We start from the raw sequence: 16,348 nt of genomic DNA, 5'->3' as shown, positions 1-16,348 counted from the left end.
TTTTTTTATTTGATAAACGTCTAATAATAGCGGGGAGAATAGACTCTCCGCTTTTTGCTGGGGGTATATGATTGCAGTGTACAATAGCAGGTATTAATCATGCGGGTGAAGGGGTTGCCAGAAACGAAGGCAAGGTAGTTTTTGTGCCTTATGCTTTACCAGGAGAACAGGTGGAAGTTGAGATAGTGGAAGATAAAGCCCGTTTTGCCCGAGCTGAGCTGATGGAGATCCTGCAAGCCTCGCCTCACCGGGTTGAGCCTCCCTGTCCTTACTATTATGATTGTGGGGGCTGTGATTACCAGCATGTAGATTATGAAGAACAACTCAAACTCAAACGAACCGTAGTCCAAGATGCCCTGCGGCGGATTGGCGGAATCGATATTGAGGTTAAACCTGTAATAGGGGCCTCCCATGTTTTTAGGTACCGCAATAAGGTAAACTGGCAGGTAAAAGACAACCGCCTGGGATTCTACAAATCGGAAAGCCATGATTTTATAGAAATAAAAGACTGTCTGTTAGTTAGTGAAACCATGCGAAAGTTAGGGCAAAATGCGTTGCCATTATTGAATTCAGTAGGTTTTTCTGAACATGGTCAAGTTATCATCAGGGAAGCTGCTCACGGTCAGTTAATGATGGTTTTAACCGGACTGAAAAAGGAACCTGCCAGGTCGATATTTTCTAGTCTTTGTGAACTTGAAAGCTCCGTATTTGTTGAATACGGTTCCGGAATCAAACATATTTGCGGACCTGCATACCTTGAGGAAAATAGTCAGGGCCTGATATTTCACATAGGTCCGCAAGACTTTCAACAGGTAAATTACGAGCAAAACCAAAAACTTATTAAACTCGTTGAATCTTACTTGGACTTAAGAGGGGATGAAATCCTCCTGGACGGTTATTGTGGGTTAGGTAATATCGCTTTGCACCTGGCTAAACAAGTCCGTTTGGTTTTGGGAATAGATATTTTCCGTCCAGCAATAGATCATGCCAAGGATAATGCTGAAAGAAACCGCATAACCAACTGCGAATTTATGGCTGGAAAATGTGAGGAAATACTGCCCCGCCTAACACGAAAATTAGGGTCTCCAAGCGGGTTTTTACTTGTTGCGGGTAAGAATGATAAAGCCGAATCTGAATCAGACGTTCATTTCGACGGTGTAGTTCTGGACCCGCCCCGTGCCGGTTGTCAAAAAGCAGTTATTGACGCTGTAGCAGCAATGCAGCCATCACGCATAATCTATGTCTCCTGCAATCCGGCTACCCTGGCCCGCGACCTGGCTATATTCAAATCCCACGATTATCAAACTTCCATAGTTCAACCCCTGGACATGTTCCCTCAGACAAGCCATGTGGAGTGTGTAGTATTGATTTCAAGAGTTGAGTAATAAAAAACTAAAAAGCTTGTATGTGTTTTCGGCTGAAATCAGAGATCGGAAAATGTGATTCTTTTCACTTCACGGGAACATGGCCAATAGTTAGATTGTATAAGTTACAGAGCGATTTAGAGTGCTTGGCGAGTGGTTATCTAGATATAATTCAGATACAATAAAATGCGATTTTACTAAAATATCTTAATTATTCTTCATTTTCGCTATATAATTATATTCATGGATACAATTGATAATTCAGTTCAGGTAGGTGAACAACTTAAAGATAATACCCTAAACAGTACTCCAATAATCAAGGCAGAAATGCCTAACCCCTTATTACCAGGCAGTCTGGCTTCTTCATCAATGCTGGCTTATTGGATTAAGAAAGGCGTAATCCCGTACCATCGAGTAGGCAAGCAGTTCACATTTAGAATTTCCGAGGTAGACGCTTGGGTCGAAAGTGGCAAGAGCGTTGAGATTAAATGAGCCGCCGCTAGCAATTTGAGGCCGGAGGAGTGTGAAAAGGTGATACACCACATGGATACATCTAGGCCGGGTGATCAAGAGAACAATCGGTCTACTAAGCCTAAAAGCTGAAAATCAATAATTCCTTTTATGACGAATTGTGGAAAAACGTTAATGGAAGCTGATATAATTTAGCAAGCAGATTAGATTGCAGGGGTTAGTAACCATGAAAACCTTGCAAAAGAGGGAAAACATATGCAAATTCTCGACAACGTGACTAATACCGTAAAAGATGACTTGGCGGCGACGGTATCAAAAGGTGATAAATTATCGATAGCCGCCGCTTGCTTTTCAATATATGCTTACCAAGCGCTCAAAGAACAGCTTGATGGGATTGATGAGCTGCGCTTTGTATTTACCTCACCGACTTTCTTGAAAGAATCAGCACCTAAGGAGAAGCGTGAGTTCTATATACCTAGGCTTAACCGCGAACGATCTTTGTATGGCACGGAATTTGAAGTTAAACTCCGCAATGAACTGACTCAGAAAGCAATTGCCCGCGAGTGCGCCGATTGGATTCGGAAAAAGGTACGCTTCCGCTCTAACGTAACTGGCGGAGCGATGAATGGATTTCTCAGTGTCGTCAAACCCAATGAAGCAATAGCCTATTCGCCATTGAACTCTTTCACGACTTCGGACTTGGGGTGCGAGCGAGGCAACAACATAATGAACCTTGTCAACCGCATTGACGCTCCGCTGGCTGGAGAGTATGTCAAGATATTTGAGCAGATATGGAATGACAAGAACCTACTTCAGGATGTAACCGAACAGGTTATTGATGGCATCACGGCCGCCTACAACGAGAACTCGCCTGAATTCATTTACTTTGTAGCCATTTACAATATTTTTAACGAGTTTCTTGAGGACATCAGCGAGGACGTAATGCCGAACGAGGCGACAGGGTTCAAGGAAACTAAAATATGGAGTAAACTATACAGTTTTCAAAAAGACGCGGCTCTTGCCATTATCAACAAACTCGAAAAATACAACGGGTGTATCCTTGCGGACAGTGTCGGCTTAGGTAAGACATTTACGGCCCTGGCCGTGATAAAATACTACGAACTCCGCAATCGTAACGTGCTGGTGCTATGCCCTAAGAAACTGGGTGACAACTGGCTAACATTCAAGGAAAACTATCTTAACAATCCTATAGCTTCAGATCGCTTGCGATATGACGCATTATATCACACCGATTTATCTCGAGAGCGTGGTTTTTCAGGGAACATAGACCTATCGAAACTAAACTGGAGCAACTACGACCTTGTAGTAATAGACGAATCGCATAATTTCCGCAACGGCGGCATGTATTCGGGGCGTGGTGACGCCAAACGCGAGAACCGTTATCTGACCCTGTTGAACAAGGTCATCCGTAAAGGCGTGAAGACGAAAGTATTGATGCTCTCTGCGACGCCAGTCAACAATGGGTTCTCCGACCTGCGGCATCAGCTTGAACTTGCTTATGAGGGCAACGCTGCACTCATAAATGACAAACTCGACACTGTAAAGCCGGTTGATGTAATCTTTCGCAACGCCCAAACTGCTTTTAATAAATGGAGCAAACTAGACTCAGAAGAACGCACGACCGAGAACCTTCTTCGGTCGCTCGACTTTGATTTCTTTACATTACTTGACAGCGTGACGATTGCCCGTTCCCGAAAGCATATTGAGAAATACTATAACATTGAAGAAATTGGCAAGTTCCCAGAACGGATGAAACCGCTCGCCCTTCGCCCGAAACTGACCGATCTGCCATCGGCGATTGACTACGATGAGATTTACGATCTGTTAATGAAGCTCAACCTCGCTGTATATGTACCAACAGATTTCCTGCTCGACAGCAGACGGGCTAAATATATTGATCCGAGTGTTAACATAGACCGTGCCGGGCGCGAAAATGGTATCCGCCGTTTAATGTGCATCAACCTCTTAAAGCGTCTCGAGAGTTCCGTTTATTCCTTCCGCATTACACTTGAACGTGTCAAGAGATTGATTGACGGCACCATCGATACGATTGACGCTTATGAAAGCGGAAGCAGAAAAATTATAAATACACAGGAAATTTCCGAGAGTGATTTTGACGGAGACGACCGCAACACGGATTTCTTTGAGAATATTGGCAAGAAGGTAGATATTGATCTTGCTGATATGGACTATGTTTCATGGCGTGAAAAATTATCCGAGGATTCGGATATTCTGGATCTTTTGTCAACGATGGTCCAGGACATCACGCCCAAACATGATACAAAGCTACAGACGCTGCTTGACCTGATAACTGAGAAAGTTCAAAACCCGTTTAATGCAGACAATAAAAAGCTGCTGATCTTCTCGGCGTTTTCTGACACTGTAGATTACCTCTATCGTGAAGTTGCGCCGTTCGTTAAAGAAAAGTTTGGGCTTGATGTGGCTATGGTAACCGGCACAACCGAAGGCAGGACAACAGCAAAGCTGAAGCACATTGATATGAACACGATATTGACACTCTTTTCACCAGTATCAAAGGATAAAGCTTTACTGATGCCCAACAACCACACGGAAATTGATATCCTTTTCGCTACGGACTGTATATCAGAGGGGCAAAACCTTCAGGACTGCGACTTCTGCGTAAACTACGATATCCATTGGAACCCCGTTCGCATTATTCAGAGGTTCGGGCGCATTGACCGTATCGGCAGCCACAACGGCAGGATTCAGCTGGTGAACTTTTGGCCTAATATTGACTTGGACAAGTATCTGGAATTAAAAGGCCGCGTTGAAACCCGTATGAAAGCCTCTGTTATGACGTCAACGGGTGACGACAACCCGATTGACCCCGAGGAGCAGGGCGATCTGGAATACCGAAAGGCGCAGCTTGAACGCCTGCAGAACGAGGTCGTAGACATCGAAGAAATGCAATCCGGCGTTTCGATTATGGACTTGGGTCTGAATGAGTTCAGGCTCGACCTGCTTGAATACATCAAGAACCACGATAACCTCGATAAAGTCCCATTTGGTCTTCATGCAGTTGTGAGAGGAAACGACGATGCGCCGGATGGTACAATATACATATTAAAAAATCGCAATGCGGGCATCAACCCGCAGAACAAGAACCAGCTTCACCCGTTTTATATGGTTTACGTACGCGATGGTTCGGTTATCCATATCGACCACCTGCAGCCGAAGAAACTGCTCGACGCTTTCAGACGGCTATGTAAGGGTAAATCAGTGCCGGACCAGGAGCTTTGCAGCCAGTTCAACGCTGAAACGAAAGACGGCCGGAATATGCGGCACTACTCCGACTTGCTGTACTTTGCCGTGAAGTCCATTGTGGATTTGAATGAGGACAACTCCATCGAAAGTTTTCTCTCCGGCAAACAGATATCCCTGGCTGCAAATACGATTGACGGTCTGGACGACTTTGAGCTGGTCTGCTTCCTGACCGTGAAGTGAGGTGGCATAATTGTTTGGACTGCCGCGATCAACAGAGATAAAAAAACCTCTGCCGAAAAAAGCGATTTTCGATAGATTCAAGCCGAGGCCCGACGAGCGCAAACTGTTTGACGAACAGATTAACCGCTTGGTAATCGTAGCGGAGATTTCCCCACAGACCCTGGCGGTTGCTGCAAGCCCGGATGTTTCGGCGATATACTTGATATTGGTGTCGCTGAAAACTCCGGAATGTGACAAGAAGAACATTGCCCTTCTGTCAAGGTTTATAGACCAGCGTATGCTATTTGTCTTGCAATATGAGGACACAGTGCGTCTTGCCGTTTACCGTACTGAGCGCGTTCTTGTGTCAGAGAGCAAACCGCTTCATGAATGGAAACTAAACTTACGCGGACTCGACCTCGGAGCAATATGGAAGAACATTATCGCTGAAATCGGCGGCATTGACCTCACAGAGGGAAAAAGCTTAGATGAAACCATCATAGCTAATGAACGCCGCGAAAGACTGGCCAAGCAAATTGCCGCGCTTGAGAAAATAGCGATGAACGAAAAACAGCCCCGCCGCAAGTGGGAGCTGGTTGAAGAAGTGAAAAGGCTTAAAAACGAAATGGAGGAAATCACCAATGGATAAACTAAAGATGTGTACCCCTAACCTCGCTGATGAAAAATTTACTGCCCTAGCCTCTATGTTCCCCAATGCCGTCACGGAAACAATTGATGAAAATGGGGTGGTTGTCCGGGCGATTGATGCGGATGTACTCGTCCAGGAAATAAATACACACGTGGTATCAAGCAAAGAAGAACGTTATCAGTTTACCTGGCCGGACAAGAAAAAGTCAGTGCTTTTAGCCAACGGTCCCATTGCGGCGGCGTTACGTCCATGCCGAGAGGAAAGCGTTGACTTTGACAACACCGAGAATCTTTACATAGAAGGTGACAATCTTGACGTCTTAAAACTACTCCGCGAGACGTACCTGAACCGTGTAAAGATGATCTACATTGACCCGCCGTATAATACGGGGAAAGATTTTATTTACGAGGATGATTTTACTGAAGAAACAGGTGAGTTCTTGCGCCGCGACGGGCAGTATGACGAGCAGGGCAATCGTCTTACGCCTAATCTTGATAGCAACGGACGGTTTCATACCGATTGGCTGAATATGATCTATCCTCGCTTACGTGTGGCAAGAGACTTATTAACCGACGACGGCGTGATTTTTATCAGCATTGATGACAATGAAGTAGAGAATTTGAAGAAAGTTTGCAATGAGGTATTTGGAGAAGCCAATTTTGAAGCGACAATAATTCCAATTGTCAATCCAGGTGGACGAGATTACAAACAGATAGCTATAACAAACGAATACTTACTTATGTACTCGAAAAATTCTAATTTGGAACTAAATGAATTGTCCAAAGATGTTAATTTTACTCAAAGCGATTCATTAGGTGGTTTTGAATATCGTGAATTGAGAAACAGGAATCCTAAATTCCATAGTGGAAATCGTCCTAATTTGTTCTATGCATTTTACGTAAATCCGAATATTTCTACTGCCGATGGTTATTGTGCTGTGAGTTTAGACAAAAGTGATGAATATTCGGTCGAAGTGCGTCCATACAACAGTCAAGGTGCTGAAAGTGTTTGGCGTTGGGGAAAGCTCAAGGCAAATGAAAACATCAAACTGGGCGACCTAGACAATAGTCAGATATTGGCAAAAATGAAAAGCGATGGCAGATGGAATGTATATGAAAAGGCAAGGATAACAACACAAAAAGCTAAATCAATTTGGGCAGAAACAGAAATGCGTACAGAAAACGGTACGCGTGAGATAAGGGCGCTATTTGGAAGCACCTATTTTGACCACCCCAAGCCTCTCGCCCTACTTAAAAGATGCGTGTATTTGGCAACGAAGAACGACAGCATCATCCTCGATTTCTTCTCTGGCTCAGCAACTACCGCTCACGCGGTTATGCAACTCAACGCGGAGGATGGCGGCAAACGTAAATTTATTATGGTACAACTACCAGAAGTCTGCCCCGAAGGAAGCGAAGCATCCAAAGCCGGATACAAAACTATTTGTGAAATAGGCAAAGAACGCATCCGTCGTGCTGGAAAGAAGATTAAGGAAGAAAACAAGGACAAGTCCGGCATTGAGAACCTGGATATCGGGTTCCGAGTCCTCAAACTCGACAGCAGCAATATGAAAGACGTTTACTACACACCCGAAGAATATGCACAAATGAACTTTAACCTGGAGGGCTTCATGGACAACATCAAGCCTGACCGAACTGAGGAGGATCTGCTCTTCCAGGTTATGCTAGACCTCGGCATCCCGCTTTCGGCTAAAATCAGGCAGGACGGCGAGACCTTCTATGTCAACGACAACTACCTGATTGCCTGCTTCGGCAGGGTTGATACTGATCTGATTACGGAAATTGCAAAGAAAAAGCCGTACTACGCCGTGTTCCGTGACAGCAGTTTCATTAATGACAGCGCAATGGTGAACTTCGAGCAAGTGTTCTCCACCTACAGCCCGAACACGATAAGGAGGGTGCTGTAGATGAAATTTCAGTTTAAAATACAGCCTTTCCAGACAGAGGCTGCGGAAAGTGTAGTCAAGGTATTTGCCGGACAGCCGAATTACGGTGTATCCAAATATCGCCGCGACGTGGGCACGACCAAGCCCAAGCCGAGACCAGCACAGGAATCGATGTTTGAAGATAAAACAGAGCAAACCATGGAAGAGTTTGAGACTGCTTACCGCAATACAGAGGTGGAGTTAACCAGGGAACAGCTTCTCAAAAATATCCGTGATGTTCAGATGGCAAATAATATTAAGCTTTCCAGTGAGCTTGTTCAAGGGCTCGGTGCTGTTTCGCTTGACGTGGAAATGGAAACCGGCACAGGCAAAACCTACGTCTACATAAAAACAATGTTTGAACTTCACAAGGCATATGGGTGGAGCAAATTCATTGTGGTCGTACCGAGCATTGCCATCCGCGAGGGCGTCAAAAAAACCTTTGAGATTACACAGGAACACTTTATGGAGTTGTACGGCCTTAAGGCTCGGTTCTTCGTATATAATTCCTCGAATCTCCACCAGCTTGATGAGTTTTCGCAGAACTCGGGTATTAATGTCATGATAATCAACACCCAGGCATTCAATACGACAATGAATGAGACTAAGAATGCCCCGGGCCGAAGCGGCAATGAGGCCGCCCGCATTATCTACACCAAGCGTGACGAGTTCGGTTCCCGTCGTCCCATTGATGTTATCAAGGCTAACCGACCAATTATTATTCTGGATGAGCCGCAGAAAATGGGCGGTTCGGCAACCCAGAATGCGTTGAAGAAAAACTTTAATCCCCTGTTTTCGCTGAATTACTCAGCTACACATAAGACCTCACACAACCTTGTTTATGTACTTGATGCACTTGACGCTTTCAGAAAGAAACTCGTCAAGAAAATTGAGGTCAAGGGTTTTGAGCTTAAGAACCTGAGCGGTACAAACAGGTATATGTACCTTGCGGATATCGTTATTGACCGCAAGAAACCGCCACGTGTCCGCTTGGAGTTCGAAGTAAAACGTAATAGTGGGATTAAACGTGAAATTCAAATCCTAGGCGTGGGTGACAGCCTTTATGCAGCATCAAAGGGCTTAGAGGAATACAAAGGAATCTCTGTTGCAGAGGTAGACCCGATAAGATCTGTAGTTACATTCTCCAACGGCGATAGCTTGGCAGCAGGTGAAGCCAGCGGCAATGTCAACGAGGATGATATCCGGCGCATCCAAATCCGCGAAACCATATCTTCGCATTTTGACAAAGAAGAGAAGCTGTTCGAGCAAGGTATAAAGTGCCTGTCTCTCTTTTTCATTGACGAGGTGGCTAAATACCGACACTATGGCGAAGATGGGGAGGAAATCCTCGGTGAATATGGGCGCATTTTTGAAGAGGAGTATACCGCTGCGCTTAATGAACGGATGACGTTGTTTCCTACAGCGTATCAAGCCTACTTGCGAGGAATCGATACCTCTGAAACCCATCGCGGTTACTTTTCGATAGACAAAAAAGGACGAGCTGTGAACAGCACCGTCAAGCGCGGAAGCGAGTTTTCGGATGATATTTCTGCCTATGAGCTTATCCTCAAAAACAAGGAACGTTTGCTCTCTTTTGAAGAACCAACCAGGTTCATATTCTCGCACTCAGCGCTGCGTGAGGGTTGGGACAACCCCAACGTATTCCAAATTTGCACCTTGAAGCACTCTGACAACACCACGGCAAAACGGCAGGAGGTTGGCCGCGGTCTGCGCCTGTGTGTAAACATCAACGGCGAACGGCAGGATATTGATACCTGCGGTGAAAGCTATGTCCACGGCGTAAATGTTCTGACAGTAGTCGCCAGTGAAAGCTATACAGGATTCATCGCCGATTTGCAAAGTGAGATCAAGTCCGACCTTTACGAACGTCCGACGAAGGCAAGTGTTGAATATTTCACTGGAAAGATCATTCAAGTTGGCGAAAATATGCATACGATTACGGAATCAGAGGCAACGGCAGTGTACAACTACCTTGTCCGTAACGATTATGTTGACGATAACGGAGTGGTCACAGATACCTATCGTGCCGCCGTCGAAGCTGGCAGCTTGGCACCGCTAAAAACAGAACTGGCTCCGCTTGCAGATAATATTCACAAGCTTGTTCAAGCTATATTTGATCCGAGCATCCTCAAACAAATGGCAGGGAACGGTCACGAAACCAAGGTCAGGGACAATCCGCTAAATGAAAACTGGAAGGACTTCAAAGATTTGTGGGAACGCATCAACAAGAAGTATGCTTACACTGTAGAATTTGATAGCGCAGAACTCATTGAAAAGTCCATTGCCGCCATAAATAGCGAACTGCGGGTTGTCCGCTTGTCATACACCTTGACCAAAGGCGAACAGATCGGCACAGATTTCAATGTGGAGCATACCGAAACCAAAAAACTTGATCGTGCGCAGGGCAGCTTTGCTGAGTATGACCTTATAGCAAAATTGCCGAAGGTACACACTTACGCGCCGGACAGTTACAGCGATTCTGAGCGGTATTTTACGTGAAAAACTATGGCTGTTTCGAGAAAACCCAGAGGAGTTTATTACCAAAGTTGCAGGAATCATCAACCGTCAAAAAGCATCGGTTGTGGTGGAGCATATTACTTATACACCCAGCGCTGAGGAGCCATACTCGCAGGACATCTTTAATATGAGCCGTGCCTCCGACGAGTATGCCAAGCGTTTAAGGCCAAACACGCTATACAGGATTACGTTTTCACAGACGGAACGGCAGCTGACAGCGTCGAGCGAAAGTTTGCCCAAGACCTGGATACCGCCGACGAAGTAATTGTCTATGCCAAACTGCCCAGGGGGCCTCGTGGGTTCTACATTCCAACGCCCGTGGGAAATTACTCCCCGGACTGGGCGATTTCATTTAAGAAGGGTTCGGTGAAGCATATCTTCTTTATTGCTGAAACAAAAGGAAGTATGCAATCCACAAAATTCGGTCAAATGAGTCGTACCGATGAAATTGAAAAAGCTAAAATTTCATGCGCCAAGAAGCTGTTCAATGAGATCTCCACGAGCGGCGTGAAATACCATGATGTGGACAGCTACCAGACCTTGCTTCAGGTGATGGAGACGCTTTAGTTTTTAAAAGCACACAAAAAGCGTGCGGAATTCATTGGGGGGACGAAAATGGCACAGCACATTTCGGTACGTATACCATGGAAGGACAACGGTTATAACGGCTTAGTCTGTGACAAGCCGTGTTATAACAACTCATGTTTGCGGCTTGCAAACATTGCTGAAAACAGAGACGATGAGATCGAATCCAAGCTTGCCGGATGCCCGATGAGCGGACACGAGGCTGAGCTTCCTTGTATTTCCGAGGGAGGGGCATTTATGTCCTCCATAAGCTATAAAAAAACAACTATTCACCCATATAAGAAGAACAACCCGCAGACGCATGGACATTTTCTTGAAACGGAGCTTATATATCCACCGTTCTCATTGCCTGCCCGCCCATTCGGGTGGACAATGCTTCATAAAGGGAACAATGCCGATAACATAATCCGGTTGTCGGAAATGTATAACATTGCATATGACCATAATCGTGAGCCCAATTTAGGTTTCCAAACTAACTGGGTACAAGACGCGATGAACCAGCGTGCCATATTTGATACATTCTATAAGAATGTTACGCCGCGAAAGTCACTTGTTATTCTTTATGCAAAACAAGTACCATTTATTGAGGATGCAAAGCGCGTTGTAATGGGCATTGGCTTCGTTGAGAGTATCACCCCGCCTCCAGAACACAGGCATACCAATGAGGGTAAGCTGCGTTCCATACTTTGGGAAACAATGATTGGGCATAGTATACGCGACGAGCGCAAGGACGGGTTTCTGCTGCCTTACAGGGAAATGATGGCATATGCTGAACAAAATCCTGACTTTGATATGCGTTCTGTAACTGTATTTGCAGAGGACGATTACTTCGATGAATTTTCCTATGCTACGGAACATCTGTCCTATGACGCGGTGATAAGCGTTTTATTGCAGACCATTAAGGTGTTGGGGATTGTCAAGCAGTGTATACCGGGAAATTGGGACGAGTGCATAGCCTGGGCAAACGCCAGACTTGCAGAGGTATGGAAAGATCGTGGAGCCTTCCCTGGTGCGGGCATTATGCTCTACGCCATGGGCTTCAAGTATGGGATATTGATTGCGGAGGAAGTTAAAAGCACGTTGTCCGAAGGAGAAAGCTTTATAGCAATGCTTGAACAGGCAATCGCCAAGCCGAAGAAATATCTTTCCACTGAGGTTGCCGAGTCTATCAATAAAACAGAGCAAAACACCTTTATTGGTCTAAAAGGAGAGCGTAAAGCTTTATTTTGGCTTTTGTCGCGCTTTTCCTTAACATTAGAACAGGCGCTTGTCCTTTTTAATAGAGGTTATTATTACACGGATTATAAGGGACGTGAACGTTACAGGGAGGTTGCAATTGACTGCTCCGATGCTGAAATGCTTGAAAACCCTTACATTATTTATGAAAAAACCAGGCTTCTTGAGCCAGAGTTTCAAATACCCCTCCGTAATGTGGATATGGCTGTATTTCCTCCGCAGGAAATTCAGATTATAGACCCGCTTCCTGAACCATCCTATATCCATGCAAAAAATGATGAACGCAGAATTCGCGCTATTGCTGTGAGCATATTGGAGCGTCAGACAGATAACGGCCATACAGTTTATCCTCAAAACAAATTGATAGTTGATATAAATGAACTGCCGCTTGATCCATATTGTTCGGTCAGCGGGGATATTATGAACAGTTTAACAAATTTCTTTAATGCAGAATTCGTACCTATTGAAATGAAAAACGGCGGTATAGCCTATCAACTCGTCAGAATGCAGGAGTTTGACGATGTGATTCGCCAAGCAGTAAACAAACGAGTAAATACACCGAATAGGCATCAGATTTCAGAGAATTGGGATAAAATAGTCAACGATGCCTTTAAAGATTCTAAACTCACTGATTCCGAAAAACGGGCACGGCAGGAAAAGGCGGCTGTCCTGAAAGAGCTTGCCGAAGCACGGCTTTCTGTCCTTATAGGCGGTGCAGGAACGGGTAAAACAACGTTGCTGGCATTATTGTGCAAATCGCCGCAGATTCAAAACGGTGGTGTATTGTTGCTTGCCCCGACAGGGAAGGCCAGAGTGAGAATGAGCCAAGCGATGCAGCAGCAGGGCGTGAACTTTGAAGCAAAAACTGTAGCACAGTTTCTCATTCAGAATGGACGGTTTGACTTCAATACGATGCGATATCGGCTATCTGAAATTGATGCAAAAGATGTTCCCAATACAGTTATTATCGATGAGTGTTCAATGCTGACCGAGGACATGTTTGGTGCACTTTTACAGGCATTGAGGAAAGCACAGCGAATTATCTTCGTCGGTGACCCAAATCAATTACCGCCGATTGGGGCAGGGCGACCATTCGTTGATCTTGTGAACCATTTAAAGAAAAACATACCCGTTTTCCCCCGTGTGGGCAAGAGCTATGGTGAGCTTACCGTTACCCGCAGGCAACAGAATGATGACGGTTCACCTAGGTTTGATACGATTCTCGCTGAATGGTATTCGAACTCAGATGCCGAGTTGGATAGTGAGATATTTTCTAAGTTACAGGCGAACCTCTGCAGTGAAAATATTAAATTTAAACCATGGAAAACGCCAGATGAACTGCAACAACTCATTCTCGAAATGGTCGCTGAGGAAACTGAAATGAAGAATATTGATGATATTGATGGATTTGACTTATCATTAGGCGGCGTAATAAACGGCGAGTGGATGAATTTTGGCAGCAAGCCACAGATGATTGAAAAATGGCAAATTCTTTCAGCATATCGAAATGACCCTAAGATTGGTACATCTACAATTAATCGATATATCCAACATCGGTACGTACGGGAAATAATTTAAAAAGCGCTTATAGAAAGCAAAGTACAAAACATATGCTCGGCACCGATGGAATTGTTTTTGGGGATAAAGTAATCAACGTTCGTAATCAGAACAAAGACGGCTACCCCAAAGAAGGCTGTCAAAATTATGTTGCAAATGGCGAAGTCGGTATAGTTGAGCGGATTTGGCAGAAACCCAAAGCTAAGGCTAACACGCATCAAGTGCGTTTTAGTTCACAACCTGATTACTGTTACAACTGGGCTTCACGTGTAAGTGATGAAGGAATATCTGACTTGGAACTCGCCTATGCGCTGACAGTTCATAAAGCACAAGGAAGTGAATTTGACAAGGTTATACTTGTAATAAGTGAGCCGAGCGCTCTGCTCTCAAAGGAACTGCTGTATACTGCCATAACACGGCAAAAAACGCGGCTTATAATTTTCTACAATAGTGAGGCATATCATCTTCGAAATTATTCGTCAATGGCATTCTCGGATGTTGCACGGAGGTTTACAAATCTCTTTGAGAAGCCTGAAATTGTAGAGTATAAGAAAAATTATTATGAAGCAGGGCTTATTCACAAGACTGCTCGTGGCGAGCTTGTCCGTTCAAAATCAGAAGTTATCATTGCAGATGCGTTGTTTGACAGCAAAATTGACTATGCCTATGAAAAAGAACTCTCTCTAGGCGATGATGGTATAAAAATCCCTGACTTCACCATTGAAGATGCGGAAAGCGGTACAGTGTTCTATTGGGAACACTGCGGTATGATGAACGATGATAATTACCGTAGTCGCTGGGAAGCAAAGCGTGCTCTTTATGAGAAGCATGGCATTGTTGAGGGTAAAAATCTGATTGTGTCCTATGATAATGAAAACGGCAGTATTGATTCCCAGGCAATTAGGAATCTGATAAAACAGTATTTGCTTTAGCAGGGAGCAGACTATGAAACTATGAGTTTTTAAACTTTATTTTCTGGAATTGTTGCCTACACGACTTATCATAAGATGGCTAAATCGACCCATTCCCGAGAATGGAAAATTAACAAATTACAGACCAGACATCAAGATGAAACTATCGTTCTATTTTATACCATAAAAAACATCTAAATTGACCACTCAGGATATTGTATGAATTATTTCCTTGAACGGCCAGATTTAGTGGACGTGTTTCCTTAGACGGAAATATGTAAAAATACACTCAAGACATCAATACGAACGGTTTGAGCCATTCCATAAAATGTAAAATATCCAAATTGACCTCTCAACCTTATCCCGTGGACATATTCCCTTGAACGAGCAAAATCAAAAAAACGGTGTTAACGTATTTCCTGATACGAGAAAATGCAAAAATACACTCTAGACATCGAAACGAGGCTATCGTTCCACGTTGAAACGGTGGTGTTGATGTCAAGGGTGAAATAATGTTAATTCCTGGAGGATTTGTTTTTCTTCTTGTTCATCAAAGGTATCCAGGCATATATCTACGGAGGGTTTCCATGGGTTACTCAATAATCTCTTGGTGTATGCGGATAATTGCTTCTTCAACTTAATTTTCGATTTGGAACTGCCGCGGTAATAAATTGATATGTGTAATACCGGTTTGTTGCTATTCATGGCGATACCTCCTTTGGTAGTACCACATATTAGCTCTACAAACCAGTAACATCAAGTTTAAGTGGAGACAATCCCAATTTTACAAAGATATATAATTACAGAGGTGTTATCGTGGCTGATTACTGGAGGGAAATGGATGTGAATAAGAAAATCCAAGGATATGCAATGTTTATTATTGGTTTCACATTATTGTCTTTAAATGCGCTTAGTTATCTGCTGGATTGGCAAAGTAAAAATTCTGCCTTTACGATATTGGGAATAATTTTTGTTCTTCTAGGATTAAAACAGGCTCGATCGCTTTAATTCGCCCTTTTCCCATAAAACGAATTAAAAGAAGACAAAGTGGCGATAAACTGAAATAGCCTAATCGAAAATCAATTATTGAGAAGTCAGAATTGACATCAAACCAGTATAAATGAAGGGTTTATGCTGTTTTTCAGCGAGATGACATATTGCCACAGAAACGCACGTTGAGACGGTAGTATTGATGTCAAGGGTGAAATAATGAGTGTGTGAAAAGCCTAGTAATACTGGGCTTTTTGAGGCATGAAGGAAATAATTCGATGAACAAAATCGTGAAAATATTGCTTCGTGGAAACAAGTCGAATGGCATGATTTTGACCCGTACAGAGCGATTTAGATGTCGGCACTTGGCGAGTGGTCAGGTTAGATATCAGAGGTTTCCGAGTGGTCGATTTAGATGTTTTTAAGAGTTGCCAGGGTTGTGTGGTCAGGTTGGATGTTACTATATATAAAGATTAGAGGACACTTTAATGAAGATATCACGGATTTATATTGAAAATTATCGTAGTATTAAGAAACTTGATTTTTTACCGGGTAATTACTGTGTCCTTGTAGGCGAAAATAACGCAGGCAAGAGTAATATTCTTAAAGCTGTAAACCTTGTTTTAGGCGAAACATC

At 44.0% G+C, this 16,348-nt stretch carries 11 protein-coding genes; 10 read left to right on the top strand and 1 reads right to left on the bottom strand.

Annotation, left to right across the window (positions count from 1 at the left end; all coding sequences use genetic code 11):
* Nucleotides 1-71: 71 nt before the first annotated feature.
* The 8 genes from JCM14374_RS07965 (at nucleotide 72) to JCM14374_RS07935 (ending at nucleotide 14,742) form a co-directional block, all read left to right on the top strand.
* Nucleotides 72-1,385 (top strand): class I SAM-dependent RNA methyltransferase, encoded by a 1,314-nt coding sequence (locus JCM14374_RS07965; RefSeq protein ID WP_054695805.1) that lies wholly within the window; start codon nucleotides 72-74, stop codon nucleotides 1,383-1,385.
* A gap of 705 nt (nucleotides 1,386-2,090) precedes the next feature.
* Nucleotides 2,091-5,321, top strand: a complete 3,231-nt coding sequence (locus tag JCM14374_RS07960; protein WP_054695802.1) for a helicase-related protein — start codon at nucleotides 2,091-2,093, stop codon at nucleotides 5,319-5,321.
* 10 nt (nucleotides 5,322-5,331) lie between these two features.
* The gene (locus tag JCM14374_RS07955) at nucleotides 5,332-5,949 is read left to right on the top strand and encodes a DUF4391 domain-containing protein (protein ID WP_054695800.1); all 618 of its coding nucleotides are present in this window, start codon (nucleotides 5,332-5,334) and stop codon (nucleotides 5,947-5,949) included.
* Nucleotides 5,942-7,876, top strand: coding sequence for a site-specific DNA-methyltransferase (locus JCM14374_RS07950; RefSeq protein WP_054695797.1), 1,935 nt, complete (start codon nucleotides 5,942-5,944; stop codon nucleotides 7,874-7,876). The genes JCM14374_RS07955 and JCM14374_RS07950 overlap by 8 nt, the downstream gene beginning before the upstream one ends.
* Complete coding sequence (locus tag JCM14374_RS07945) at nucleotides 7,877-10,414, top strand: DEAD/DEAH box helicase family protein (protein WP_242848890.1); 2,538 nt, start codon at nucleotides 7,877-7,879, stop codon at nucleotides 10,412-10,414. It begins immediately after the preceding gene.
* 195 nt (nucleotides 10,415-10,609) lie between these two features.
* Complete coding sequence (locus JCM14374_RS14595; RefSeq protein WP_278279257.1) at nucleotides 10,610-10,999, top strand: restriction endonuclease; 390 nt, start codon at nucleotides 10,610-10,612, stop codon at nucleotides 10,997-10,999.
* Nucleotides 11,000-11,047: 48 nt separating this feature from the next.
* Nucleotides 11,048-13,831 carry an ATP-dependent DNA helicase gene (locus tag JCM14374_RS07940; protein WP_054695794.1) on the top strand — a complete coding sequence of 928 codons (2,784 nt, stop codon included), beginning with the start codon at nucleotides 11,048-11,050 and terminating at the stop codon, nucleotides 13,829-13,831.
* A 32-nt stretch (nucleotides 13,832-13,863) separates the two neighbouring features.
* Nucleotides 13,864-14,742: an ATP-dependent DNA helicase gene (locus tag JCM14374_RS07935; protein WP_054695790.1), complete on the top strand. Its 879-nt coding sequence runs from the start codon at nucleotides 13,864-13,866 to the stop codon at nucleotides 14,740-14,742.
* 477 nt (nucleotides 14,743-15,219) lie between these two features.
* Here the strand turns inward: JCM14374_RS07935 and JCM14374_RS07930 are convergent, their stop codons facing one another.
* On the bottom strand, nucleotides 15,220-15,426 hold the full coding sequence (locus JCM14374_RS07930) for a hypothetical protein (protein ID WP_054695787.1): 207 nt from the start codon (nucleotides 15,424-15,426) through the stop codon (nucleotides 15,220-15,222).
* Nucleotides 15,427-15,564: 138 nt separating this feature from the next.
* Between JCM14374_RS07930 and JCM14374_RS13510 the strand changes: the two genes are divergently transcribed.
* The gene (locus JCM14374_RS13510; protein ID WP_172674189.1) at nucleotides 15,565-15,729 is read left to right on the top strand and encodes a hypothetical protein; all 165 of its coding nucleotides are present in this window, start codon (nucleotides 15,565-15,567) and stop codon (nucleotides 15,727-15,729) included.
* A gap of 470 nt (nucleotides 15,730-16,199) precedes the next feature.
* Nucleotides 16,200-16,348 (top strand): AAA family ATPase (locus JCM14374_RS13105; protein WP_157049033.1); only part of this gene is annotated, 149 nt, incomplete at its 3' end.

Origin of the sequence: Syntrophomonas palmitatica JCM 14374, assembly GCF_001311885.1 — a bacterium.
In the GTDB taxonomy this organism is placed as follows: domain Bacteria; phylum Bacillota; class Syntrophomonadia; order Syntrophomonadales; family Syntrophomonadaceae; genus Syntrophomonas_A; species Syntrophomonas_A palmitatica.
Note: the sequence above shows the minus strand (reverse complement) of the source record. Positions and strands in the feature narration are given on the sequence as shown.

Coding starts and splice junctions, on each gene's coding strand:
- JCM14374_RS07960 (WP_054695802.1), top strand. CDS start 2,091: ATGCAAATTCTCGACAACGTGACTAATACCGTAAAAGATGACTTGGCG.
- JCM14374_RS07950 (WP_054695797.1), top strand. CDS start 5,942: ATGGATAAACTAAAGATGTGTACCCCTAACCTCGCTGATGAAAAATTT.
- JCM14374_RS07945 (WP_242848890.1), top strand. CDS start 7,877: ATGAAATTTCAGTTTAAAATACAGCCTTTCCAGACAGAGGCTGCGGAA.
- JCM14374_RS07940 (WP_054695794.1), top strand. CDS start 11,048: ATGGCACAGCACATTTCGGTACGTATACCATGGAAGGACAACGGTTAT.
- JCM14374_RS07935 (WP_054695790.1), top strand. CDS start 13,864: ATGCTCGGCACCGATGGAATTGTTTTTGGGGATAAAGTAATCAACGTT.
- JCM14374_RS07930 (WP_054695787.1), bottom strand. CDS start 15,426: ATGAATAGCAACAAACCGGTATTACACATATCAATTTATTACCGCGGC.